The organism is Streptomyces sp. Je 1-369 (assembly GCF_026810505.1).
In the GTDB taxonomy this organism is placed as follows: Bacteria; Actinomycetota; Actinomycetes; order Streptomycetales; family Streptomycetaceae; genus Streptomyces.
Map to the genome: position 1 here is coordinate 3,465,385 of NZ_CP101750.1, position 26,166 is coordinate 3,491,550.

Annotated in this window: 14 protein-coding genes; 12 read left to right on the forward strand and 2 right to left on the reverse strand. The window is 72.6% G+C overall.

What is annotated here, in order from left to right; translation table 11 throughout:
- The first annotated feature begins 109 nt into the window (after nucleotides 1-109).
- Both NOO62_RS15775 and NOO62_RS15780 read left to right on the forward strand, forming a co-directional pair.
- Nucleotides 110-1,081, forward strand: a complete 972-nt coding sequence (locus tag NOO62_RS15775) for a hypothetical protein (RefSeq protein ID WP_268771524.1) — start codon at nucleotides 110-112, stop codon at nucleotides 1,079-1,081.
- Entirely contained in the window at nucleotides 1,078-3,906 is a 2,829-nt protein-coding gene (locus NOO62_RS15780) for a stealth conserved region 3 domain-containing protein (protein ID WP_268771525.1), read from the forward strand. The genes NOO62_RS15775 and NOO62_RS15780 overlap by 4 nt, the downstream gene beginning before the upstream one ends.
- On the opposite strand, the gene NOO62_RS15785 is transcribed toward NOO62_RS15780, so the two are convergent.
- Nucleotides 3,882-5,996 (reverse strand): bifunctional glycosyltransferase family 2 protein/CDP-glycerol:glycerophosphate glycerophosphotransferase, encoded by a 2,115-nt coding sequence (locus NOO62_RS15785; protein ID WP_268771526.1) that lies wholly within the window; start codon nucleotides 5,994-5,996, stop codon nucleotides 3,882-3,884. The two genes, NOO62_RS15780 and NOO62_RS15785, sit on opposite strands and share 25 nt — an antisense overlap.
- Nucleotides 5,997-6,160: 164 nt before the next feature.
- Here NOO62_RS15785 and NOO62_RS15790 point away from each other — a divergent pair, with 164 nt between their 5' ends.
- The 5 genes from NOO62_RS15790 (at nucleotide 6,161) to NOO62_RS15810 (ending at nucleotide 14,375) form a co-directional block, all read left to right on the forward strand.
- A complete protein-coding gene (locus tag NOO62_RS15790) occupies nucleotides 6,161-9,673 on the forward strand; it encodes a bifunctional glycosyltransferase/CDP-glycerol:glycerophosphate glycerophosphotransferase (RefSeq protein WP_268771527.1) in 3,513 nt (1,170 codons plus the stop codon).
- The gene (locus NOO62_RS15795; protein ID WP_268771528.1) at nucleotides 9,670-11,274 is read left to right on the forward strand and encodes a hypothetical protein; all 1,605 of its coding nucleotides are present in this window, start codon (nucleotides 9,670-9,672) and stop codon (nucleotides 11,272-11,274) included. The genes NOO62_RS15790 and NOO62_RS15795 overlap by 4 nt, the downstream gene beginning before the upstream one ends.
- A gap of 36 nt (nucleotides 11,275-11,310) precedes the next feature.
- On the forward strand, nucleotides 11,311-12,951 hold the full coding sequence (locus tag NOO62_RS15800; protein ID WP_268775635.1) for a glycosyltransferase family A protein: 1,641 nt from the start codon (nucleotides 11,311-11,313) through the stop codon (nucleotides 12,949-12,951).
- Nucleotides 12,952-13,063: 112 nt separating this feature from the next.
- A complete protein-coding gene (gene galE, locus NOO62_RS15805; protein ID WP_268771529.1) occupies nucleotides 13,064-14,056 on the forward strand; it encodes a UDP-glucose 4-epimerase GalE in 993 nt (330 codons plus the stop codon).
- Between the two features lie 58 nt (nucleotides 14,057-14,114).
- Nucleotides 14,115-14,375 (forward strand): hypothetical protein, encoded by a 261-nt coding sequence (locus NOO62_RS15810; RefSeq protein WP_268771530.1) that lies wholly within the window; start codon nucleotides 14,115-14,117, stop codon nucleotides 14,373-14,375.
- A gap of 1,482 nt (nucleotides 14,376-15,857) precedes the next feature.
- Here NOO62_RS15810 and NOO62_RS15815 read toward each other — a convergent pair.
- Nucleotides 15,858-16,478, reverse strand: a complete 621-nt coding sequence (locus tag NOO62_RS15815; RefSeq protein WP_268771531.1) for a TetR/AcrR family transcriptional regulator — start codon at nucleotides 16,476-16,478, stop codon at nucleotides 15,858-15,860.
- A gap of 128 nt (nucleotides 16,479-16,606) precedes the next feature.
- Here NOO62_RS15815 and NOO62_RS15820 point away from each other — a divergent pair, with 128 nt between their 5' ends.
- The 5 genes from NOO62_RS15820 (at nucleotide 16,607) to NOO62_RS15840 (ending at nucleotide 26,009) form a co-directional block, all read left to right on the forward strand.
- Nucleotides 16,607-17,527 (forward strand): ABC transporter permease, encoded by a 921-nt coding sequence (locus NOO62_RS15820; protein WP_268771532.1) that lies wholly within the window; start codon nucleotides 16,607-16,609, stop codon nucleotides 17,525-17,527.
- Nucleotides 17,520-18,323, forward strand: a complete 804-nt coding sequence (locus NOO62_RS15825; protein WP_268771533.1) for an ABC transporter ATP-binding protein — start codon at nucleotides 17,520-17,522, stop codon at nucleotides 18,321-18,323. Before NOO62_RS15820 ends, NOO62_RS15825 begins: the two co-directional genes overlap by 8 nt.
- Before the next feature lie 113 nt (nucleotides 18,324-18,436).
- Nucleotides 18,437-22,030, forward strand: coding sequence for a bifunctional glycosyltransferase family 2 protein/CDP-glycerol:glycerophosphate glycerophosphotransferase (locus tag NOO62_RS15830; RefSeq protein WP_268771534.1), 3,594 nt, complete (start codon nucleotides 18,437-18,439; stop codon nucleotides 22,028-22,030).
- The gene (locus NOO62_RS15835; RefSeq protein ID WP_268771535.1) at nucleotides 22,027-24,336 is read left to right on the forward strand and encodes a CDP-glycerol glycerophosphotransferase family protein; all 2,310 of its coding nucleotides are present in this window, start codon (nucleotides 22,027-22,029) and stop codon (nucleotides 24,334-24,336) included. The genes NOO62_RS15830 and NOO62_RS15835 overlap by 4 nt, the downstream gene beginning before the upstream one ends.
- A complete protein-coding gene (locus tag NOO62_RS15840) occupies nucleotides 24,333-26,009 on the forward strand; it encodes a glycosyltransferase family 2 protein (RefSeq protein ID WP_268771536.1) in 1,677 nt (558 codons plus the stop codon). The genes NOO62_RS15835 and NOO62_RS15840 overlap by 4 nt, the downstream gene beginning before the upstream one ends.
- The last annotated feature ends 157 nt before the right edge of the window (nucleotides 26,010-26,166 follow it).

Sequence of the window (26,166 nt, forward strand, 5' to 3'; positions counted from 1 at the left end):
AAGGAAGGCGGCCCGGGCGGGCTGACCGGGCAGCGCCGGATGGTGCAAGTTGGTGCGGTGGCCGGGGCGTCCGCAACGACATGCGGTCAAAGTCGTACACAGTGGAGAAATGGACCACTCCGCCCCACGGTTCGCCCCGCCACGCCTCGCCCGGCGACTGCTCACCACCGCGCGTAGCACCCGTTTCCGGCTGGAACGGACCGCCGCGGGCCGGGTGCGCGGCGGTGCCGGGCGGGTCCGGCCGCTCCTGGCGCCCGTGCACCTCTCGCTCCGCGACAGCCGCACCCTCAACGTCGCGCTCGCCGCCCCCCACGGGCCCGGCCGCGCCCGGCTCCTCATCACGCGCGGGCCGCGCAGGATCGCCGTCCCCCTCACGTACGAGCCGCACATCGGCGCCACCCCGCTCCTGACCGCCACGGCGACCCTGCGCGGGATGCGGGACGGCGTGTGGCGGCTGACCGTCGAGACGCGGGACGCGGACGGCCGCGTACGCCGGTACGGGCTCGCGCCCGCAGACAGCGGCGCCCCGCCCGCGACGCCGACCGCCCCGCACGCCCCCGATCCGCGCACCGGCACCCTCGTCCGGGTCGTGCGGGCCCGCAGCGGGCGGGCCGTGCTCCAGGCGACGCGGTCGCGGCCGCGCGCGGAACTGGTGCGGTTCGTGCCCTCCGGGGACGGCATCACCGTGTACGGGCGGCTCGTCGCGGGGGGCCTGCCGGGTGGGGCCGCCGAGGCGGTGCGGCGGCGGGACGGGGTGGTCGTGCCCGCCGAGGTGGCGTGGGAGGGCGACGCGTTCGCGCTGCGGGTGCCGCTCGCGGCGATGGCCGGGGCCGGGCCCGGGCAGTGGGTGTGGGACTTCCGCGTGGGGCGGCTGCCCGTCGGGCGGTGGCTGACCGACGTGCGGGACCCGTCCGCCGCCTACCCCACCCCGTTCCGCGTCCACGCGCTGCCCGGCGGGGCGCTCGTCCGGGCGCACGCCCACTTCACCAGGACCGGCGCGTTCGCGGTGACGTGCTGGGACATCACCGACGCCGTGCGGGAGTCCGACGCACCGCGGGACCTCGCGGAGGAGACCTCATGAAGATCACGTACCTGCTGGGCTGGGGCGACGAGATGGGCGGCACCGAGCTCGCCACGTACACGCAGGCCCGGCACCTCGCCGAGCGCCCGGGTGTCGAGGTCGAGGTCGTATCCGTCTTCCGCACCCGCGCCGAGCCGTTCTTCGCGGAGGCGCGCGGGCTGCCGGTGCGCCACCTCGTCGACCGCACCGGCACGCCCGAACGCCCGGTGCGGGACACCGACTTGGACGACGTGGCGTGCCGGACCCTCGCCGCGCTGCCCAGCGAGCTGATCAAACCCGCCTGGGAGGACGCCTTCGACCGGCTCTCGGACATCGAGATGACGGCCGCGCTCGGCTCCCTCGACACCGACGTGCTGGTCACCACGACGCCCGCGCTGCTCGCCGCCGCCGTGGCGCTGGTGCCCGCCCGGGTCGTCACCGTCCACCAGGAGCACCGGCCCACCCAGCGGCGCGGCCCGTCCGGCGAGCCGCTGCTGCTGCACGCGCCGCGCCTGGACGCCCTCGTCGCGCTCACCGGCCGCACCCGCGACTGGCTCGCGGAGTCCCTCGGCGCCACCGCCCCCGAGCTCGCCGTCGTCCCGAACGCCGTACCGGACGGCTTCAGGCCGCGTGCGGACGGCGAGAGCAAGGTCATCGTCATGGCGGCCCGGCTGACCGGCGAGAAGCGCGTCGACCACGCCATCCGGGCGTTCGCGCAGGTCGCCGACGCACACCCCGAGTGGACGCTGCGGATCTTCGGCAGCGGCCACCGCGAACGGCACCTGCGCCGCCTCGTCGACGGGTTCGGCCTGCACGACCGGGTGGAACTCCTCGGCCCCTGCCAGGACATGGCCGCCGAGTGGGCCAAGGCGGGGCTGAGCCTGATGACGGCCGGGCACAACGAGGCGTTCCCGCTGGTGCTGCTCGAAGCGCTCGCCGCCGGGGTGCCGGTCGTCGCGTACGACGTGCTGACGGGGCCCGCCGAGATCGTCAGGCACCGCGTCGACGGGCTGCTCGTGCCGCCCGGCCAGGTCGAGGAACTCGCCTGCGCCATGGGTGAGTTGATGGGCGACGACGAGATGCGGCGCGGTTATGCCGAGGCGGCGCGCGACGGTGTGTACGCGCGGTTCTCCTCGGCCGACGTCACCGCGCGCTGGGAGGAGCTGTACACGCGGCTCGTCGCGGGCCGCGACCACCCCGGGCGGCTGCGCGGGCGCGCGGACCGGGTGGCGCTCGGTGTCGCGTCCGGCGGCAGCGGCTTCCGGCCCACCGCCCCGCACACCTTCGACGCGGCGGCCGCCGCCGACGAGCACGCCCGCGAGGAGGAGATCCTCGCGGCGGACGAGTCGGGCCGCGTCATCCGCTCGGTGGGCCGCCTCGCCGAGCGGCGCGACGACGTCCTGGCCCCGCGGATGGCCGAGTGGAACCTGCGACTCGTCGCGGACGCCCTGGAGTCGCAGGACGTCCCCTACGTCGTCGTGCGCACCCCGGGCGACACCGCCCACACCCTGGCCGTCGCCGACGACGACCGCCCCCGCGCGCTGAAGGCCCTCGCCGGGACGCTGCGCGGACAGCCCGTCTACGCCGAGCTGGTCAACCCGCGCGACGCGGCGCCCGGCACGGTCCTCGCCGAACGCCTCGACGCCATCGGCGACCTCGCGGGCGTGAAGGTCTTCAAGCCGGTCACCACGACCACGCTGTCGCTGCGGCACGGCGCCGGGCTCGCCTGCACGGTGGGGTTCTGGCCGCGGACGCCCGAGGGCACCTTCCGCTCACCCTTCGGGTCGACGCTCGCGGGCGCCGAGCTGCCCTCGCTGACCGCCACGGCGACGCTGGACGTGGCGGAGCACGCGTACCCCACCCTCGACGTGTTCACCGAACTCCTCATCAAGGACGTCGACTTCCCCATCGACGCCGTCTACACCTGGGTCGACGACTCCGACCCCGCGTGGCGTGCCCGCCGCGAGGAGACGCTCGGCGGCGGCGACACGTCGGCCGACGGCGGGGCGGTCCGGTTCCGCAACCGGGACGAGCTGCGCTTCAGCCTGCGCTCGATCGCGATGTACGCGCCGTGGATCCGGCACGTGTACCTGGTCACGGCGGGCCAGACCCCGCCCTGGCTCGACGGCGACCACCCGGGCCTGACCGTCGTCGACCACCGCGACCTGTTCACCGACCCCGACGAGTGCCTGCCGACCTTCAACTCGCACTCCATCGAGTCGCAGCTGCACCGCATCGAAGGCCTGTCGGAGCACTTCCTCTACTTCAACGACGACATGTTCCTGGGCCGCCCCACCACCCCGGACACGTTCTTCCTCAGCAACGGCCTGGCCCGCTTCTTCTGGTCGTCGGCTTCCGTGCCCGCGCTGCCCGTCGCACCGGACGACGAGGGCTACCTCGCGGCGGCGAAGAACAACCGCGCACTGCTGCGCGAAGCGTTCGGCAGGACGACGACGCACTCCTTCTTCCACGTGCCGTACGCGCTGCGCCGCAGCATCCTCCAGGAGATCACCGAGCGCTTCCCCGAGCAGCTGGCCGCCACGGCCCGCAGCCGCGTCCGCTCCCGCGGCGACATCGCGCTGGTCTCCTCGCTGCACCAGCACTACGCGTACCTGACCGGGCGTGCGGTGCCCGCCGGCATCTCGTACGACTTCGTGGACATCGGGGACCCCGCCGACCACGCGCGGCTCGGACGGCTCCTGCAGAACCGCGACCGGACCGCGTTCTGCATCGGGGAGTCCCCCGACGGCGGGGTGACGGACGAGGAGATGGCGCTCGCCATCCGCTCGTTCCTGACCGCGTACTTCCCGGTCCGCTCGCCCTACGAGGTGCGCGACGGCTCCTGAGCGCCGGACAGGAACAGCCGCCGGACCACGCGTTCGGCGGCGCGCCCGTCGTCGTAGGGGCAGAAGCGCTGCCGGAACGCCGCCCGCAGCGCGGTCGCCTCCGGGGTGTCCCAGCCGCCGTCCCTGAAGAGCGCGGCGAGCTCGTCCTCGGTGGTGGCCACGGCGCCCGGGGTCTCGCCGGGGCGTCCGGAGAGCAGGTCGAAGTAGGTGCCGCGGGCCAGGCGGTAGGCCTGCCAGTCGGGGGCGTACGTGACGATCGGGCGGTCGAGGCAGGCGTAGTCGAACATCAGGGACGAGTAGTCCGTGACGAGGGCGTCGGCGGCCAGGCAGAGCTCCTCCACGCGCGCGTGCCCGGTGACGTCGACGAGTTGCGGGTGGGTGTCCAGGCCCGCGTCGCCGCCGTAGAAGTAGTGGGCGCGCACGAGGACGACGTACTCCGGGCCGAGCGCGTCGGCGAAGCGGCGCAGGTCCAGGCGGGGCAGGAACCCCTTCTGGTAGTCGCGGTGGGTGGGCGCGTACAGGAGCACGGTCCGCCCGTCGGCCACCCCCAGTTGCACCCGTACGCGCGCCACCTCCTCCTCGCCCGCGGTGAAGTACACGTCGTTGCGCGGGTAGCCCGCCTCCAGTGCCTGGTAGGCGACGGAGGGGTAGACGCGCTCCCAGATCTCGGTGGAGTGCGGGTTGGCGGAGAGGCTGAAGTCCCACTGGTCGGTGTGGTCGAGGACCTTCTGGAAGCTGATGCCGTGCGTGCCCGCCGGGTAGCGGCGCTGGTCGAGGCCCATCGTCTTGAGGGGGGTGCCGTGGTGGGTCTGGAGGTAGACCTGTCCCGGCCGCTTGGTGAAGCCGCCGGGAAAGCTGGAGTTGTTGACGAGGTACGTGGCCGTGGCCATCACCTGCCAGTAGCGCCGTGAGCCCTCGATGACGTACTCGACGCCGGGCGGCACCCGGTGCTTGTTGCGGCTGGAGACGACCCACACGCCCCGGACGTGCGGGGCGAGTTCGCGGGCCTTGGCGTGGATGGCGGCCGGGTTGCAGGAGACGCCGCGGTTCCAGTAGGCGCCGTAGACCGCGAGGTGCGGGTCGAGGGGGCGGCGCAGGTCGGCGCGGTAGGCGGCGCGCATGGCGCGGGCCCGCAGCTTCTTCTTCTGCCGCTTCAGCTGCCGGGTGAGGCGCAGCCGCCGCGTCTCGGCCTTGCGGAGGCCTTCGTAGGCGGCGAACGAGGCGGTGGCGAGGGCCTTTCCCTCGGGGGTGCGGGGTGAGGCGGCGTCGGTCGCGTACCGCTGGTGGAGCCTGGCCGCCGCACGGAAGAACTCGCGCCGGTCGCCGTCCTTGATCCGCCCGGGGTCGTCGAGGACGGCGAGCAGGTGGGCGGCGGCGTGCGGCAGGAGCCGGGCGCGGTCCTCGGGTCCCGCGGCGGCGAGCAGCTGCTCGTACCGTCCGATGAGGGCGAAGTGGGCGCGGCCCGGCGTCTTGGAGAAGCTGCCCGCGCGCCGCTCGCGCCAGCGCACGCAGGGCCGCTCCACGGTGGCGGTGCGCTCGCCCGCGCGGAGGGTCGCGGTGCGGACGGGCACCACGTCCTCGTACGCGCCGGAGGAGAAGGCGAGGTGCTGCTCCTGCCAGAAGCCGCGCCGGAAGAGGCGGTTCCAGGCGGCGGGGGTGGCGGCGAGTGGGTCGCCGGTGAGGTCGTCGCCGCCGGGGCGGACGTTCTCCCACCAGTCGACGCGGTCGTGCGCGCAGAGGACGACGTCCGGGTCGTCGTCGGCGGCGGTGAGCGCGGCGTCGACTGCTTCCAGGGCGCCGGGCAGGAGCAGGTCGTCGCCGTCGAGGAAGAGGAGGTGGCCGCCGGTGGCGCGGTCGGCGCCGATGTTGCGGGCGGGGCCCGCGCCCGCCCGGGCGGGGAGGCGGACGAGTTGCACGCGCGGGTCGCGCTCCGCATACTCCCCGGCGATCGCGGCGCAGGCGTCGGGCGACGCGTCGTCGACGACGAGCAGTTCGAGGTCGGCGAAGGACTGGGTGAGCACGGAGTCCAGGCATGCGCGCAGGTAGCCCTGGACGCGGTGGACGGGGACGACTACCGAGAAGCGCGTCATGAACACCGACCGTAGCCAGCGGGACACCGCCTGTCGAAGACCGAACGTCACTCGTTGGGGTGGACGAGGGAGGAGAAATTGACGCCGGGGAGCCGAGAACGGGCAAAGGGGATGAATATGCCGATATCTGCCCTATCTCTTGGCTCGAAGAAAGGCCGGTTCGCGTGCAGCCCCGTCTCAGCGTCGTCGTACCCATCTACAACGTCGAGGAGTTTCTGGAGGAGTGCCTGGAGTCGATCGCCGGGCAGACCATGGACGACCCCGGCCCACGGGGCGGCGGCGAGGCGCGCGGCGGCCTGGAGTGCATCCTCGTCGACGACGGCTCGACGGACGGCAGCCCGCGCATCGCCCGCGAGTTCGCCGCGAAGGACCCCCGCTTCGTCTACGTCCGCCAGCGCAACGCCGGACTGAGCGCCGCCCGCAACACCGGCGTGCGCAAGGCGTCCCCCACCGCCGAGTTCCTGACCTTCGTCGACAGCGACGACGTCGTGCCGCACGACGCGTACGGACGGATGATCGCCAGCCTGGACGCCACCGGCTCCGACTTCGCGACCGGCAACGTGTGGCGGCTCAACGAACGCGGCCGCTCCCAGGCGTGGCAGTACAAGTGGCTCACCGAGCCGCGCACCCGCACCCACATCGCCCGCGACCTGGACCTGCTCTCCGACCGCGTCGCCTGGAACAAGGTGTTCCGTCGCGCGTTCTGGGACCGGCACCGCTTCACCTTCCCCGAGGGCAAGCTCTACGAAGACACCCCCGTGATGATCCCAGCGCACTTCCTCGCCGCATCCGTGGACGTGCTCAGCGACCACGTCTACTACTGGCGGGTCCGCGAGGGCTCCATCACCCGGCGCCGCACCGACGTCAAGGGCGTCCGCGACCGGATCGCGGCCTGCGCGCACGTCAGCGGGTTCCTCGCACAGCACGCGCCGCAGATGAAGAAGACGTACGACGCGTCCTGCCTCCGCGACGACTTCGTGTACTTCCTGGAAGGGCTGCCGATGGGCGGCCCCGAGTACCGCACGGCGTTCCTCACCGACACGGCGGCGTTCCTGCGCCGCGCCGACCCGGCCGTCCTCGCGGAGCTCCCCGTCGACCTGCGCGTCAAGTGGCAGCTCGTCCGCGAGGCACGCACCGCGGAACTCATCGAACTCCTCGCCTTCGAGCGGGCCAACGGCACCGCCTTCCACGTCCGCGGGAAGGTGCGCCGCCGCGCCGCCTACCCCGGGGTGGGCGCACTCCCCGAAAGGATCGCCCGCATCGGCCGGGGCGAACTGCCCACCGTGGCGCGGGTCGGCGAGGCCCGGTGGGACGCCGACGGAAAACTCCGGATCACCGGATACGCGTACGTGCGCAACATGGAGGCGACCCGGCCGGGGCACTCCGTGAAGGCGGGGCTCCTCAAGGCGGTGCACAGCAAGGGGAAGTTCCGCCGCGTCCCGACGCGGACGATCGCCGCCCCCCAGGCCACGGAGAAGTCCCGGCAGCGCCTGCACTGCTACGACCTGTCCGGCTTCGAGATGACGGTCGACCCCGAGCAGCTGAGGACGAGCGGCCGCTGGCAGCCCGGCAACTGGCTGTTCGGCCTGGTCGTCGCGGGCCACGGCACGGTGCGCAGGACCGCGCTGCGGGCCGCGGAGGGCGCGTCGGCGCAGTCCGTCGTGCGCGAGCTGGACGACGGGCTGCGGCTCGTCCTCGGCTTCAGCAAGGGCCGCCTCGTGCTGCGGATCCAGGAGTACGCGGCGCGCGTGGACGCCCACCGGCGCGACGGGGACGACGTGGTGCTGTCCGGCACGCTGCCGGGCCGCGTGCGTCCGACGGCCCTCCGCCTCACCCACGCGGCCACGAAGACGGACCTGGACTACCCCGTCCGGCACACCGGCGACCGCTTCGAGGTCCGCGTCCGCCTCACGGACCTGGAGGACGTGGCGCCCGCCCCGCACCTCGCGCCCAAGGAGGTCGAACCGCCCCACGGCGACCGCTGGCAAGCCAACCTCGTCCTGCCGGGCGGCACGCTGAAGTCCCTGGCCGCGACGCTCGACCTGCCCCCGGGACGGTACGCCTCACGCGCGGGCCGCGAACTCTGCGCCACCGCCAACGACCAGGGCCGCCTCGTCGTCGAGCTGACCCGCCAGCCGGTCGCCGACCGCGTCACGTGGGACGCGGACGGCACGCTGACCGTGGAGGGCACGCTGACCCCGGCCAGCTGGCACGAGCCGGAACTGGTCCTGCGGCACAGCGGCCGCGACGAGGAGCTGCCCGTACCGACGGAGCAGGAGGGCGACCGCTTCCGGGCGGTGGTCGCGCCGGGGGGCGGGGCGTTGCGGGAGGGGCGATGGTACGTGTTCCTGCGGGACGGGGCGAGCGGGGAGAGCGTTGGTGGACAGAACGGTTCCGGCCGCGCCGAGGACGGCGTTCCCGTGCGCCTGCTCGCCTCCGCCTCCGCCACGCTCCCCCTGCACCACACCGCCCAGGGGCGGGAGTTCACCGTCGACCGGCGGTTCGGTGACCGGCTGTTCGTCGAGGCCGGGTCCGTGCTTTCGCGGTCCGAGCGCGGCGCGTACCGGCGGCACCGCCTCCGCACCGTCCACTACCCCAGCCGCCGCCAACTCCCCCTGCTCGACACCCTCCTGTACTTCGACGGGGACTCACCCCGCGCCGTCCACGAGGAACTCGTACGGCGCGGCACCGGCGTAGAGCACCTGTGGGTCACGCACGACCAGCAGACCCACGTCCCGCCCGGCGCGAAGGGCGTCGAGGAGCACAGCGCCGACTGGTACGACGCGCTGGCCCGCTGCCGCCGCATCGTCACCGCCGGCCACCTCCCCGACTTCTTCGAGCGCCGCGAGGGCCAGACCGTCGTACAGACCTGGAACGGCGCCCCGCTCAAGCGCATCGGCACCGACCTGACCGACACCCTCTACGCCGACCACGGCCACCTCGACGCCCTGCCGAAGCTGTCCCGCCAGTGGGACGTCCTCATCTCGCCGAACCGCTTCTCCACCCCCCACCTGGGCCGCGCCCTCGCCTACGAGGGTGAGGTCCTCGAAGCGGGCTCGCCCCGCAACGACGTGCTGTTCACCGAGGACCGCGACAAGGTCGCCGAACGGGTCCGCGGCGAGCTCGGCATCGCGCCGGACAAGCGGATCGTGCTGTACGCGCCGACGTACCGGGACCATCTCGCCTACTCCCCCGGCCGGTTCCGCTACGAGCCCGCGCTCGACTTCCGCGCCGCCGAGTCCGTACTCGGCGACGACCACGTCCTGCTCGTCCGCAAGCACCCGCTGACGTCGGGCCGCCTGCCGGGCGCCCGCGCCCCCTTCGTACGCGACGTGTCGTCACACCCGCGCGCCGCCGAACTCCTGCTGCTCGCCGACGTCCTGGTGACCGACTACTCCTCCCTCATGTTCGACTTCGCGCACACCGGGCGGCCGATGCTGTTCCACGCGTACGACCTGGAGCACTACCGCGACACCGTGCGCGGCTTCTACCTCGACTTCGAGACCCGCGCCCCCGGCCCGCTGCTCGCCTCCACCCACGAGGTCGTCGAGGCGCTGCGCGACCTGGACGGGATCACGTCCCGGCACGCGGAGGCGTACGCGGCGTTCCGCGAGGCCTACTGCGACCTCGACGACGGGCAGGCCGCGGCCCGCGTGGCGGAGAGGCTCATGCGGTGAGCGGGGCGCTCCTCACGCGCCGGGCCTGCCACGGCGCGACGGCGCTCGGCGGTGGCGGCAGGCGCCGGCGCCCCACCCCGTACCTCGTCCTCGGCGGGCTGTTCTGGCTGGTGATGTCGCTCGCGTACTGGCGGGTCCCGATGTGCTGCGACTTCGGCCAGCACGCGGCGGTCGTCGAGCGTCTGAAGGAGAACCTCCTCCACCCCGCGCACCCGATGGCGGACCTGCCGGGCGAGGGCAGCGCGTACTACTCGCCGTACGCCGTCGCGCAGGGCCTGTTCGCCGAGGTCACAGGCCTCGCGGGCTGGCAGGTCGTGAAGCTCGCGGGCCCGCTGAACCTCCTCGTCCTGCTGACCGGCATCGGCCGCTTCGTCCGCGTCCTGACGCCCCGCCCGTGGGCGCCGGTCCTCGCGCTGCTCGCGATGGTGCTGCTGTGGGGCACCCGGATGGCGTGGTGGAGCGGCTACCTGGGGCTCATGTCGATGACGGGGAACCTCGGGTACCCGTCGACGTTCGCGATCGGCCTGACGTTCTGGGCGTGGGCGTGGGCGGGGACGCTGACCCGCGACGCGCGGGGCGGCCTGATGCCGTACGCGGGGCTGGGCGGCCTGTGGCCGTATGTGGGGCTCGGCGGCCTGTGCGGCCTGATCCTGCTCGTCCACCCCATCTCGTCGGTGGGGGCGGTGATCGGGGTCGTCGCGTTCGCGGCTTCGGGGCGCGCGGTGGGACGCCGGGCGCTGTGCTGGACGGCGACCGCCCTCACCGCCGCCGTGATCGGTGCGGTCTGGCCGTACTACAGCGTCTTCTCCCTCGTCGGTGACGCGTCCGTCGACTGGATCCACCGCCAGCTCTACACCGAGCTGCCGCAGCGCTTCTGGCTGGCCCTGCTCGGCCTGCCCGCCCTGTGGCTGCGCTTCCGCAGGGACCGCAGGGACCCCCTGGTCCTGATGTTCGCCCTGGACTGCGCGGTCGTCGCGTACGGCTGGGTCAGCGGCCACTACACGTACGGCCGCATCCTCGGCCTGACCCTGGTCCCCCTCCAGTTCGCGCTGGCCATCGAGCTCGCGGCGCCGCGCGCCTGGGGATGGCGGCGCGGCGCGCTCGCCGGGGCGGCGGCGCTCGGCGCGTGCGTCGGGTTCTTCCAGATCCAGGCGGGCGCCGTCGTGCCGCGCGCCCTGGACCCCATCGGCTTCGACCAGCCGCCGCGCTGGCCCGGTTACGGGTGGGCGGTCGGCCACATGCACCGGGGCGACGTCGTCCTCACCAACGGCTACTACCCCACCCGTTCCGTGCCCGGCTACGGCGCCAACCTCGTCGCCCCCGCCTGGCCCGACGCCTCGCTCGACGAGGACGTACGCAACCGGCGCCTCGCGGCCGTACGCACCTACCTCGACCCCGGATCGACGCGTGCCGAGCGCACGGCGATCGTCCGCCGCTACGACGTGCGGTGGCTGCTGCTCTCCCGTGACCAGCGGGTTCCGTCCGAGGCCGTGGTCATGGGCTGGAGTCCGCGTACGGGCGAGGTGCTCGCCCGGGTGGGCGCTCCGAAAGGTGCGGATCGCGACGGGTCCACGCCCACGAATGCCCCTCTAATCGGATAATTGCCAGCAACCCCTAAAATTTCCCCTGTGGACCGCATCCTGCCTCACCCGAGTGCCCAGAACACCCCTGTCACGAACCCGTCCGTCGCCTCCGTCGTCTCTGTCGTCGTGATCGGATACAACGACGCGGCCCACCTCGCGGACGCCGTGCGCTCCGCGCTGGCGCAAGGCCCCGCCGTCCACGAGGTGATCGCCGTCGACGACTGCTCGACGGACGGCAGCGCGGACATCCTGGCCGGGCTGGCGGCCGACGACCCGCGCGTGCGCGTCATCCGCCGCGAGACCAACAGCGGCGGCTGCGGCACGCCCCGCAACGACGGAATCGACGCGGCCGCCGCGCCGTACCTGATGTTCCTCGACAGCGACGACGTGCTGCCGCCCGGCGCGGTCGACGCGCTGCTCGCCGCCGCCCGCAGGCACGGCGCGGAGGTCGCGTCCGGGCTCTGCGTGCGCCGCGAACTGCCCTCGGGGCGCGAGGTGCCCTGGCAGCCGGAGATCTACCGCAAGGCGCAGCTCGTCGTCCGCCCCGAGCTGCGCCCGCGCCTCGTCCACGACACGCTCTGCGTCAACAAGCTCTACCGCACGGCCTTCCTGCGCGAGCACGGCATCCGCTTCCCCGAAGGCCGCTTCATCTACGAGGACTTCGTCTTCACCGCGCGCATGCTGGCCGCCGCGCCGCGCATCGCCCTGGTCCCCGACACGGTCTACGTCTGGCACGTGCGCCGCGCCGCCGCCAAGCTGTCGATCTCCCTGGACCGCGCCGACATCGCCAACTGGGAAGCCCGCACGGAGGCGCACCGCCAGTCCGTCGAGATCCTGCGGGACGCGCGCGGCACCGGCGGCAAGCGGCTCGCGCGGGCGGCCCGCGCCAAGTTCCTCGACCACAGCCTGCGCATGTACACGCGCGAACTCACCGCGCGCGGCACGGAGTACCGGCGCGAGTGGTGGGGCCTCACGCGCGCCTACCTGGCGACGTTCGACGCCGCCGACCTCGACGCGGCGCCCGCGCCGGGCCGCGTCATCGCCCGCGTCATCCTCGCCTCCGACGAACCCCGGGACCTGCGCCGCCTCAACCAGGTCGCGGCCCGCCCGGCCCGGCTCGCGCCGCCGTACCCGACGATGGCCGACGGCACGCCCGTCTGGGCCTCCGACCTCCCCCAGGTCACCCTGGAGCACCTGCTCGTGCGGCCCGTGCGGCTGCTGCCCATCGCGGTCGACGGCGAGCTGCGCCCCGCGGCGGGCGGGTCGCGGCTGACGCTGCGGCTGCACGAGCTGTACGGACGGGTGGCGGACGCGGGCCCCGCAACGGTCGACGTCGAGCTGGTGCACCGTCAGACCGGCCTGCCCGGGATGCGCAGGACGGCGGCGTTCGCCGCCGAACGCCCCGGCGAGACATGGACCGCGACACTCCTCCTGGACCTCTCCTCGCTGGACACCGCCGTATGGGACATCCGCCTCCGCCTCCTCTTCGAGGACGGCACGGCGCGCGACTCGACCGCGCACGCCGTCGCGGGACCCGGGCTGCTGCGCAGGACGGTGGTGCCGAGCAGGCGGCGCGGTGTCCTGCTCGTCCAGCCGTACGCCACGCAGGCGGGGAACCTGTCGGTGCGGCTGGCCCCGGGCGTGCGGGGTGTGGCGGGGGTCGCGAAGCGCCGCCTGACCCGGCTCCTGCGCTGAGCGCCGGGCCCCGCAGGCCGCTGACGCACACCGAACAAGGCCTCTGCGAAACTGCACTCCACGCACACACGCACACAGGCACACACTCGCGACAAGACAGGACAAGACGACCATGACCTGGCTGATCACCGGCGGCGCCGGATACATCGGGGCGCACGTCGTCCGCGCCATGACGGAGGCGGGCGAGCGGGCCGTGGTCTACGACGACCTGTCCACCGGCATCGCCGAGCGCGTCCCCGCCGGGGTGCCGCTGGTGACCGGCTCGGTCCTCGACGGCGACCGGCTGATCCGCACGTTCGCGGAGCACGGGGTCACCGGCATCGTGCATTTGGCGGGCAAGAAGCAGGTCGGCGAATCGGTGGAACGCCCGCTGCACTACTACCACGAGAACGTGGAGGGCCTGCGGGTCCTCCTGGAGGCCGTGACCGCGTCGGACGACGTGGCCCACTTCGTCTTCTCGTCCTCCGCCTCCGTCTACGGCATGCCCGACGTCGACCTCGTGACCGAGGAGACGCCGTGCCGGCCGATGAGCCCGTACGGCGAGACGAAGCTGGCCGGCGAGTGGCTGGTCCGCGCGGTGGGCCGCGCGCACGGCCTGACGACGGCGTCCCTGCGCTACTTCAACGTGGCGGGCGCGGCCTCGGCGGACCTCGCCGACACGGGTGTCTTCAACCTGGTCCCGATGGTCTTCGAGAAGCTCACCGCGGGCGAGGCCCCGCGCATCTTCGGCGCGGACTACGCGACGCCGGACGGCACGTGCGTACGGGACTACATCCACGTCGTCGACATCGCCGAGGCCCACGTGGCCGCGGCCCGCGCGCTCACCTCCGCCACACCCGGCACGGACCTCACCCTCAACATCGGCCGCGGCGAGGGCGTATCGGTCCGCGAGATGACAACCCTCATCAACGAGGTCACCGGCCACACCACCCCCGCCGAGGTCACACCCCGCCGCCCCGGCGACCCGGCCCGCGTGGTCGCCTCCGCGGACCGCATCGCCACGGAACTCGGCTGGTCCGCGAAGCGCGACGTACGCGACATGATCGCGTCGGCGTGGGCGGGCTGGATCCACCAGCACCCGGGCGCGGCGCGCGGCGACCGCTGAGGGCCTGGGGGGGCGGGCTGCAGGACGGATGGTGTAGCCCGCTACACCATCGGTTCGGGTGGACACCCCATCGTGGCGGCACCGCGCCGCCGACAGAGTGGAGTCCAGGCCGCCGCACGAGGCGTCGGCCGCCCCGCCCGGAAGGCAGCACCCCATGAAGGCCCTGCTCTGGCTCGTCCTCGCCGCCGCCGTCGTCGTCAACGTCTCGACCGGCTTCGCTCTCGACGGTGTACAGCAGGTGCTGGTCAGCGTGGCTACGGGCGCCACGGCGCTGGGCGCGGGCGCGTTCCTGGTCCTGACGCACCGTCGTCGGGCATAGGCATCCGTACCGGCGCGCGGCCGGGCGGCAGGAGCCCCTGGGACCGCCGCAACTCCGCGCCCTCCTGACCGCCCCCAGAAATGGCTCTGCCACGCAGTCACGCTCAGTTCCCTGCGAGGGGCGGGTCGGGCGGCGACTTTGGTGGCCCGGTGACGTTGATGGTCACCGGGGCCGCCCGGGGTTTTGCGGAGTGTGGCGGTTCCGGGCCGACAGTAAAGGGCGCTCCGCTGCGCTGCGCGTCGGCTTCGCCGATTCCGCTCCGCTCCACCCTTGACTCCCGCCCCTGCACCGCAGTTGAACGTTGACCCGGACGGCCAGGGGTGAGGCGGCGGACTTCTCTGGATGGGTCATCGGCTTTCGCTGCCGGGTGCGGCCCGGTCCAACGTGGCCGACCGCCCCGGTCACGGCACCGCCAGCTGCGCGGCTGCGCTGCTCGGGTCATCTGCTCGCGTTGCCGGGTGCGACCCGGCCCAACGTGAGTCGTCCCCACGGTCTGGGGCGGGTCATCGGCTCTCGTTGCCGGGTGCGGACCGGTCCAACGTGCATCGCCGCCACGGTCACGGCGCCGCCAGCCGCGCGGTGCGCCGGTCGGGCCATCCGCTCTCGCTGCCGGGTGTGGTCCGGCCCAACGTGAGTCGCCCTCACCGCCTGGGGGGGGCGGCCTCGCTGCTCGGGTCATCGGCTTTCGCGGCCGGGTGCGGACCGGTCCATCGCGTGTCGCCCTCACAGTTGGGGGCGGGGATGGGGTCGGTACGTCGTGTGCGGGGTGACCACCCCGGGCAGACCGAAACGCCACCGAAGCGCCGCCCCCGGCCCCGGCCCCCCTCCGGCACCTACTTTGGGAAAGTTGCGAACCGTCCCGGCGCACGCCCCCCTCCCACACCCCACACGCCCCTACCCACGTCACCGATCTCGCGCATCCGGTGCAGCAAAGAGGACATACCAGGGGGCGCATCCGTATCTGCCGGGGGGCGCGCGGCGAAGGCATTCGCAACTTTCCCAAAGTAGGTGCCGGAGGGGACGGCCCAGGCAGCCCTTCGGCAGACCGACCACCACTCCCACCCACGTTGGACCGGTCCGCACCCGGCAACGAAAACCGATGACCCGCCCCGAACCCTTGGGACGACTCACGTTGGGCCGGGCCGCACCCGGCAACGCGAGGTGATGACCCGAGCAGCGCAGCCGCACGCATGCGGTGAGGACGCCTCACGTTGAGCCGGGCCGCACCCGGCAGCGAAAGGTGATGACCCACCCAACCGACCCCGCAGCCCCCACCCCTGGCCGTCCGGGTCAACGTTCAACTGCGGTGCAGGGGCGGGAGTCAAGGGTGGAGCGGAGCGGAATCGGCGGAGCCGACGCGACCGCAGGGAGCGCCCTTTACTGTCGGCCCGGAACCGCCACACTCCGCACAACACCGGGCGGCCCCGGTAACCATCCGGCGCGGGCCCACCGAAGGTCCCGCCAACCCCGCCCCGTGAGACCTCAGAGCGCCCGCAACCCCGCCGCCGTAACCGCCGCCAGCCTCCCCACGTAGCCCTTGGGCAGGTCGGCCCGCACCACTACTGAGCGCCAGTAGAGCGGGCCCGAGACCAGGTCCAGGGCCAGGTCCTCGTCGGCGCCGGAGCGGACCTCGCCCCGCTCCACCGCCGCCCGCACAATGCCGCTGGCCACGCCGTACTGGCCTTCGCGCAGCGCCTTCTGGAGTGCCTCCGCGATCTCGGGGTTGCGGGCCGCCTCGGCCTGGAGGTCGGGGATGATCTGCGAGGCGACGGGGTGGCGCAGGGCGCGCGAAGTGACCTCGTACAGCAGGCGCAGGTCCCCTTCCAGCGAGCCGGTGTCCGGGGCCGGGAGACCCTGGACCGCTATCGCCGACACCAGGTCGAGCACCAGGTGCAGCTTCGAGCGCCACCGGCGGTAGACCGCCGTCTTGCCGACGCCCGCGCGGCGCGCGATGCCCTCGATCGACATGCGCGCGTAGCCGACGGAGGCCAGTTCCCCGAAGACCGCGTCGCGGATCGCCTCGGTCACGTCCTCGCGCAGCACGGCGGCCCCGGCGGGGGCCCGGCGGCGCGGTTGTTCACCTTGTGGCCTGCTCGTCGTCATACGGCCAGCATAAAGCGTGACGACGATACGGTTGCGTTCCGACGTGCCGACGTCTTAGTGTCGGCGTTGCGACGATACGGGCCCGTCCCGACGTACGCCTCCAGCCTCCCCGAGCGAAAGCAACGGACGTGAGCCAGGCCCTCGACACACCGTCCCGCACGGCACACCCCGCCGACCGGACACCCGACCCCGCCGACCTCGCCGCCCTGCACGGCCTGACCGTCAGCGGCGCCCGCCCCTCCCTGCCCGCCTACGTACGGCAGCTGTGGCAGCGCCGCCACTTCATCACCGCCTTCGCGACGGCCAAGCTGACGGCGCAGTACAGCCAGGCCAAGCTCGGCCAGGTCTGGCAGGTGATGACCCCGCTCCTGAACGCGGCGGTCTACTACTTCATCTTCGGCGTGCTCATGGACACCAAGCGCGACGTCGAGGACTACGTCCCGTTCCTGGTCACCGGCGTCTTCGTCTTCACCTTCACCCAGCAGTCCGTGATGGCGGGGACCCGCGCGATCTCGGGCAGCCTCGGCCTGGTCCGCGCCCTGCACTTCCCGCGCGCCTCACTGCCGATCTCGTACTGCCTGCAACAGCTCCAGCAGCTGCTGTTCTCCATGTGCGCGCTCGTCGTGATCCTGCTCTGCTTCGGCGTCCCGCCCACCGCGTCGTGGCTCCTGGTGCTGCCCGTCCTCGCGCTGCAGTTCACGTTCAACACCGGTCTCGCGCTCGTCATGGCGCGGCTCGGCAGCAGGACGCCGGACATCGCGCAGCTGATGCCGTTCGTGCTGCGGACCTGGATGTACGCGTCCGGGGTGATGTGGAGCATCGACGCCGTCCTCAAGGGCAAGCACCTGCCGCACGCCGTGCAGGTCCTCCTGGAATCCAACCCGGCGGCGGTGTACATCGACCTCATGAGGTTCGCGCTGATCGACAGTTTCCAGCGCGACCAGCTCCCGCACCACGTGTGGGCCTGGGCCCTCGGCTGGGCCCTGCTCGCCGGCGTCGGCGGGTTCATCTACTTCTGGAAGGCAGAGGAGACGTACGGCCGTGGCTGACACTTCCCCGGAGCTGGACCGAGCTCCCACCGTCATCGTCGACGACGTCGACATCGTCTACCGCGTACACGGCACCGGCGCGGGCCGCGGCACCGCCACCGCCGCCCTGAACCGGATGCTCGGCGGGCGCAAGAAGACCGAGGCGCGGGCCGGCGTACGCAAGGTGCACGCCGTGAAGAAGGTGTCGTTCACCGCGTACAAGGGCGAGGCCATCGGCCTGATCGGCACGAACGGCTCCGGGAAGTCGACGCTGCTCAAGGCCGTCGCGGGACTCCTGCCCGTCGAGCACGGCCGCATCTTCACCCACGGCCAGCCGTCCCTGCTCGGCGTGAACGCGGCGATGATGAACGACCTGACGGGCGAGCGCAACGTACGCCTCGGCGGGCTCGCCATGGGCATGAGCCGCGAGCAGGTCCAGGAGCGGTACGACGACATCGTGGACTTCTCCGGGATCAACGAGAAGGGCGACTTCATCACCCTCCCGATGCGCACGTACTCCTCCGGCATGGCCGCCCGCCTGCGGTTCTCCATCGCGGCCGCCAAGGACCACGACGTGCTGCTCATCGACGAGGCCCTCGCCACCGGCGACCGCTCCTTCCAGAAGCGCTCGGAGTCCCGCATCCGCGAGCTGCGCAAACGCGCGGGCACGGTCTTCCTCGTCAGCCACAACAACAAGTCGATCCGCGACACCTGCGACCGCGTGCTGTGGCTGGAGCGGGGCGAGCTGCGCATGGACGGGCCGACGGCGGACGTCCTGAAGGAGTACGAGAGCTTCACGGGCGGCGGCAAGGGCTGAGCACCGGGGGCTCGGGAAGGAGCCCTGGCCAGGCCACTCAGGCCTATCCCTTTTGTCGCATCAATACGCAGATCCTTACACTATGGGAGCGTTTAGCAACAGAAGGAGTGCGCGTGCAGCCACGGCTGAGTGTTGTCGTCCCCGTCTACAACGTCGAGCTCTACCTCGACGAGTGCCTGGAGTCCCTGGCCTCCCAGACGTTCCAGGACTTCGAAGTGATCATGGTCGACGACGGGTCGACGGACGGCAGCGCCGCCATCGCCGAGGCCTTCGCGGCGGCGGATCCGCGGTTCCGCCTGATATCCCAGGAGAACAAGGGCCTGGGCGCGGCGCGCAACACGGGCGTACGGGAGATGTCGCCGGACAGCGAGTACCTCGCGTTCGTGGACAGCGACGACACGCTGCCCACGACGGCGTACGCGCTGATGATCGAGACGCTCGACGAGACGGGCTCGGACTTCGCGGCGGGCAACGTGACCCGGTTCCGCTCCGCGGGCCACGTCCAGTCGCCCGTCCACCGCGTGCCCTTCGCCGCGACCCGGCTCCGCACCCACGTGTCGAAGTTCCGGCCGCTGCTCACGGACCGCACCGCGTGGAACAAGGTGTACCGCCGCACCTTCTGGGAGCGGCACTCGTTCGCGTACCCGGAAGCCATGCTCTACGAGGACGCGCCCGTCAGCGTCCCCTCGCACTACCTCGCCGAGTCCGTGGACGTCCTGAGCGAGCCCATCTACAACTGGCGCGAGCGTGAGATCGGCGAGCGGTCCATCACGCAGAACCGCACCAACCCGCAGGGCCTGATCGACCGCGTGAAGTCGATCCGCATGGTCCGCGAGTTCATGCTCGCCCGCGTCGGGGACGACCCGATGTACGCCGAGCACCTGAAGGTGTACGACAACAACGCGCTCGCCGAGGAGATCCCCCTCTTCTGGAAGGTGCTGCCCGGCTCGGACGCCGCCTACCAGGAGGCGTTCCTGGAGCACGTCGGCCGCCTGGTCCGCGAGATCGGGCAGGACGCGGTGCGGGCGCTGCACGTGCCGCACAAGCTGAAGCTGTACCTGACCGTGCACCGGCGCATGGACGAGCTGATCGTCCAGCTGGAGTTCGAGAAGGAACACCCCGGCTCCATCCCCGTCTCCGGGACGCTGCACCCCAAGGCCGACTACCCCTTCCTCGACCCGGCCGCGCCCGTCCCGGACGCCGTCCTCCGACTCGACCAGGAACTGCGCCTGCGCAGCCGTCTCGACGACGCCGCCTGGCACGACGGCAAGCTGTGGCTGTCCGGCTGGGCGTTCGCGCGCCAGCTCGGTGCCGAGTCCCGGAGCAAGGCGCTGAAGTCACTGATCCTCAAGGAGAAGGGCAGCCGCCGCACGGTCCTCGTACCCGCGCGCAGCCACCTCGACCCCGAGGCGACGGTGGCCTCCGGCGCCGAGTTCCGGCACGCCGACTGGGCGGGCTTCGGGGCGCTGGTGAACCCGTCACGGCTGCGGCACCGCGGCACGTGGGTGGACGGCGTCTGGTACGTGCGGGTCGCGGTGGCCGGCACGGGCTCGACGCCGCGGCGCGGTCCGCTGTACGGGGCCGGTACGGGGTCCGGGCAGACGCCGCCCGCGCACTGGGTGACCGAGGACGTGCGGGTGGCCCCGCAGATCCAGGACGGTGAGCTGGCGATCCGCGTGGAGACGGCGCACGCGCGCGCCCTGGAGGTCCGCGCGGAAGGCTCCCACCTCGTCGTACGCGGCATCCTGCGCACGGCCCCCGAGGGCACGGCCCGGCTGCGCCTGCGCATGCGCGAGTCCGGCACGATCCTGACGGCGCCCCTGACCCTCGGCGTCCCGCACGAGGGCCGCGTCCCCTTCACGGCCCACGTCGACACGGCGGCCCTGACGGACGTCCGCGTCAACCACGAACGCCTCCGCCCCACCCAGGCGGAACGCTCGATAGCCCGCTGGGACATGTCGGTGGAGGTCGTCGACGCCTCCGGTGACGAACCCACGTCGACCCGTCTTGCCCTGATCATGGACGACAGGGAAGGCTTCTCGGGCGCCCAGTTCGCGCAGGCGGACGCCGACCGCACGGTCTACGCCCGCCGAAGCCCCGGCGGCTACCTCCAGTTCTGCGACCAGCCCGTCCAGCCCCTGGTCGACCACGTCTCCGTCCACCCGGACGGCACCGTCGAGCTCACCGGCAGCTACCCGGCCCAGGGCGCCCACGCCCTGGAGCTCGTACTCCGCCAGACCTGGTCGGGCCACGAGTACACGTTCCCGGCGAAGGCGGAGGACGGCCGGTTCGAGGCCCGCTTCGTGCCCGCCCCCACCCACCGCTACGCAGGCGAGACCCCACTCCGGGCGGGCTTCTGGTGGCCCTCGGTCCAGAAGCCCGACGGCTCCCGCACCGCCGTCCAGCTCGCCCCGCCCGTCCACGGCGACCTCCCCCTGGAGGTGAACGCGCACGGCAAGCGCGTCGAGCTCCAGGCCCGCCAGTACGACCAGCTCGCCCTGATGGCCCACTCCGAGCTGCGCCCCGACGAGCGCAGCCGCCACCGCCAGACCCGCCTGCGCACGGAGGCCTACCCCGCCGCCCGCCACGAGCCGCTCCGCGAGGCCGTCCTGTACGACGTCTTCGGCGGCCGCATGTACGGCGACTCGCCCCGCGCCATCCACGAGGAGATGGTCCGCCGCGCCCTTCCCGTCGACCACCTGTGGGTCGTCAAGGACGGCCAGTGCGAGGTCCCGGCCACCGCGAAGGCGGTCCGCGTGCACAGCCCCGAGTACTACGAGGCGATGGCCCGCTCCCGCTACATCGTCGGCAACACGCACTTCCCGCGCTGGCTCGAGCGGCGCGAGGGCCAGCAGATCGTCCAGACCTGGCACGGCACCCCGCTGAAGCGCATCGGCTTCGACTTCGACAACGACCACTTCGCGAGCACCCAGTACCTCCAGGACCTGGACCGCGAGCGCCACCAGTGGACGATGCTGCTCTCCCCGAACAAGTTCAGCACCCCGATCATGCGCAGCGCCTTCCGCTTCGGCGGCGACGTGGACGGCGAACTCCTGGAGGCGGGCTACCCCCGCAACGACGTACTCCTCGCCCCGGACCGCGCCAAGCGCGCCGACAAGGTGCGGCGTGCGCTCGGGCTGCCCGAGGGCAAGAAGGTCGTCCTGTACGCGCCGACGTGGCGCGAGGACAAGCAGCGCCACCGCGGCGGCTTCCTCCTCGACCTGCGCATCGACCTGGCGAAGGCGCGCGCCGAACTCGGCGACGACCACGTACTCCTCGTCCGCCCGCACGCCCACATCGTGGAGCCCGTGCCGGGCGCGGGCGACGGTTTCGTGTGGGACGTGGCGAGTTACCCGGACATCATGGATCTGCTCCTGATCGCCGACGTCCTCGTCACCGACTACTCCTCGGTGATGTTCGACTTCGCGGTGACGGGCCGTCCGATGCTGTTCTTCACGTACGACCTGGAGCACTACCGGGACCGTCTGCGCGGCTTCTACTTCGACTTCGAGAAGCGCGCACCGGGACCCCTGGTCCCCACCTCCGACGAGCTGATCGCCGCGCTGAAGGACGTCGACGCGACGAGTGCGCCGTACGCCGAGGCGTACGACGCGTTCCGCGCCGAGTTCTGCGACCTGGACGACGGCGGGGCCGCGGCCCGCGTCGTCGACCGGATGCTCGCGCACCGGGGGGCGACCACCGCATGAGCACACGAAAGGGGGGCACCGCAGTGCCCGAGCAGGGTGGAAGCACCGGACCGGCGCGGGCTGACGGGTCCGGCGCCGGACCCGGACCCGGACCCGGACCCGGACCCGAGCTGAGCGTCGTCGTCCACGGCCGCAACGTCCAGGGCCACCTGGGCGCCTGCCTCGACGCGCTCACCGCGCAGGCGTCGCCCGGCGTCGAGGTGATCGTCGCCGCGGTCGGCGCCTCCGCGCAGGCCGCCGCCGCGGACCGGCCCGGCGTCACCGTCGTACCGCTGCCCGAGGGCACGGGCGACGGCGCGGCCCGTGCCGCGGGCGCCGAGCGGGCGGGCGGCCGCTGGCTGCACTTCGTGCACAGCAAGGACAGCGTGCCGACGGGCGCGCCGCGCGCCGTCGCCGACCGCGTCACCGAGGTACCGGACGGCGTGGACGTCCTCTGCGTCGACCACGTCCGCTCCACCTGGCGGCACCAGGGCATGCCGAGCCCCGACGGCAAGCACCTCGCCAAGCAGGGCCGCCGCGACCTGCCGCTCGCGGACTGCCCGAACCTCCTGAAGGTCACCCCGCTGCTCGGCAACCGCGTGCTGCGCGCGGACTTCTGGCGGGCGCACCGCGCCGAACTGGCGGTGGATGACGAGACGTTCGCCGCGTACGCCGCACTGCTCCTCGCCGACCGTGTGGCGACGCTCGACCAAGTGTCTCTCAATGTGCGGGAGTTGAGGTCGGAGAGCCTCCCGGCGGGCGCCCCCGAGGAACGGTTCGGCGTCATCGAACGCTACGAGTCACTCCTCGCCCTCGCCGTCGACCGTGGCCTGCCCACCGCACCGCGCGCCGCGCTCTACGACGTGATGGTCGGTGACTGCCTGCGCATCGTCGCCCGGGAGCAGCTGCCGGACCCGGTGCGCAGGGAGTTCTTCCACCGCGCGTCGAAGGCCGCCGTCGCCCGGCGCCCCAAGGGCCACCAGCACCCCGGCGGCCTGGAGGGCGTGCGACGCCGCCTCCTCGAAGAGGACGCGTACACCAAATACCGCACGTTCCAGACGGCGAACCAGCAGCGGCGCAAGCTGCGCTCCGCGGTCGTCTCGCGCAAGCACAAGGTGGGCGTGAAGGTCCGCGACCTGCGCTACCGCAGGGAACTCGAGCGGCCCGTCGACCCGAACCTCGCCGTGTTCACGGCGTACTGGGATCGTGGCGTGGCCTGCAACCCCGCGGCGGTCGCCGCGAAGCTCGCCGAACTCGCCCCGCACATCCGCGCGGTGTGGGTCGTCTCGGCGGCGAACGTACCGCTGTTGCCGCCCGGCACCGACCATGTCGTGCCCGGCACGCGCCGCTACTGGGAGGTGATGGCGCGCGCCAAGTACCTGGTGAACAACGCCAACTTCCCCAACGCGATCGTGAAGCGCCCGGACTCGGTCCACCTCCAGACGCACCACGGCACGCCGCTGAAGCGCATGGGCCTGGACCAGCTCGACTACCCGGCCGCGGCCAAGGGCCTCAACTTCCACGACTTGCTGGCCCGCGTGGACCGCTGGGACTACAGCGTCTCCGCGAACGGCCACTCCACGGAGATGTGGGAGCGCGCGTACCCCTCGCACTACACCTCGCTGGACTACGGCTACCCGCGCAACGACGTGTACTACAGCGCGACCGCCGCCGACATCCGCGCGATCCGCGAGAAGCTCGGCATCGCGCCGGGCAAGCGGGCGATCCTGTACGCCCCCACCCACCGCGACTACGAGGCGGCCTGGACCCCGCGCCTCGACCTGGCGGCCCTCGCGGACCGCCTCGGCGAGGACACCGTCCTGCTCGTCCGCGGCCACTACTTCTACGGCGGTGCGGCGTCCCCGCTGGCCGGGCTGCGCAAGAGCGGCCGGGTCATCGACGTGTCGTCGTACGACCCCGTGGAGGAGCTCGCGCTCGCGGCGGACGCGTTGATCACGGATTACTCGTCGATCATGTTCGACTACGCCAACCTCGACCGCCCGATCGTCATCTACGCCGACGACTGGGAGACGTACGCGACGACGCGCGGCGTGTACTTCGACCTGATGGCGGAGGCGCCGGGCAAGGTGGCGCGCACGCAGGAGGAGCTGACGGAGCTGCTCACCTCCGACGCGTGGCGCGACGAGTCGGCGGAGAAGGCACGGCGGGCGTTCCGGCACCGCTTCTGCGAGTACGACGACGGGCGCGCGGCCGAGCGGGTCGTACGCCGCGTCTTCCTCGGCGAGAGCGAGGACTCCCTGCCGCCCGTCACCCCGGTCGACGAGCGCACCCCGGCACCGACGCCCGAGGAGGCGACACAGCGATGACCACGACTCCCGATGTCACCGTGACGGTCATCGTCTACAACGACGCGGAACGCCTGCCGCGAGCGGTCGCGTCCCTGCGCCGCCAGACGCACGCGAACATCGAGATCATCATCAGCGACGACCACTCGACGGACGACACGCCCGAGGTGGCACGGCAGTTGGCGTCGGAGGACGACCGCGTCAGCTACCTCCGCCTCCCCGAGAACAGCGGCGGTTGCAGCGCGCCCCGCAACCGGGCGCTTGAGATGGCGCACGCCCCGTTTCTCATGTTCCTGGACAGCGACGACGAACTCCCGGAGCAGGCAGTCGAGTTGCTCCTGGCCGCCCACCGCGAGCGGGAGGTGGACTTCGTGATGGGCGCGGTGGAGCGGGTACGGGTCGACACGGGCCGCACCTCCACGTGGATGCCGCACCTGGTCGCCGAGCGGCGAACGGTGGAGGGCATCGAGGCGGAACCGGCCCTGTTCTTCGAACACCTGTCGACGAGCAAGATGTACAGGAAGTCCTTCCTGGACAGGAACAACCTCCGCTTCCCGGAGGGCATCCACTACGAGGACCAGCTGTTCTCGGCGCAGGCGTACTGCCTCGCGAAGGCGTTCACGGTCATCCCCGACCCCGTCTACCGCTGGTACATCGCGCCCTACGAGGCGGCGGAGTCCGCGTCGATCTCGAACCAGCGCCACAAGCTGACGAACGTACGCGACCGCATACACGTCCAGCGCCTCATAGACGCGTTCCTGGTGTCGAGCGGCCACGAGGCCGTCCGCGAGGCCAAGGACTACAAGTTCCTGAAGCACGACTTCCGGATGTACGCGGGTGACCTGCCGTTCCGGGACGAGGAGTGGCTGACGGGTTTCGCGGAGATCGTGAACCCGTACCTGGCGGAGCTGGCTCCCGGCGCGTACGCACGGCTGCCCCGGGCGGAACGGGTCGTACTCCGCCTGGTCCAGGACGGCCGCCTGAAGGAGGCGCAGCTGGCGGCGCGGGGCCTGGGCCACGGAGTGGCACCGCGCGAGACGACCATGGACTCGGCGGGTCACGTCTACTGGGGCGCATACGTCCCCGAGTCCGTGTCCTCCCGTACGGAGCTCGACGTCACGGACCTGGGCCTGGACTCCCGCCCCTTCGCGAGCGCGCAGTTCCGCCACGAGATCACGCGCGTGGAGCGGGGCCCGGCGGCCACGGTCGTCCTGTCGGTCCGCACGTACGACCCGGGCCTGCGCCTCCCGGTGGGCCCTCAGGTGGCCACACTCCTCCTCGCCCCCGGCCGGCGCCGCATGAAGACGCCGTTCCGCCTGGACCCGGTCCGCCCCGGCGTCTTCGAGGGCACGGTCCGGCTGGACCTGGCGGCGGCCCCGCTCCCCCTGAACGGCTTCGCGGGCACGCGCCACCCGGTCCTCCAACTCACATCGGGCCAACTCCGCAACACGGCCCTGCTTTTGGCGCCCCTCACCTTCCCCACGCTGAGGGCCCGCGTCGACTACCGCGGCGGCGCGCTCCCCCACGAGGTCACGGTGGAACCGGAGGGCCGCGCCTCGGGCCGCCTCCAGCTGCGCTGGACCCCGGTGGGCGTGACGTCCCGCGTCATACGCCCCCTGGCCCGCAAGGCGGGCGCGAAGGCGGGCTCGCGCCTGCGCAAGGCGGCCCGTCTGGCAGGGGCGCTCACGCGCTGAGGCCGCCCGCGGCGGGGGCGGCCGTCCGGTCCGACGTCAAGTCACCGGACGGCCACCCTTGTTGCCGAATTCGGACAACGGTGGGGATTCGGCCCCTGGGGGGTGGGAGTGGCGGGAAGATGCCGGTGACGTGACGTCACAGGGCGTCACCGAAGGG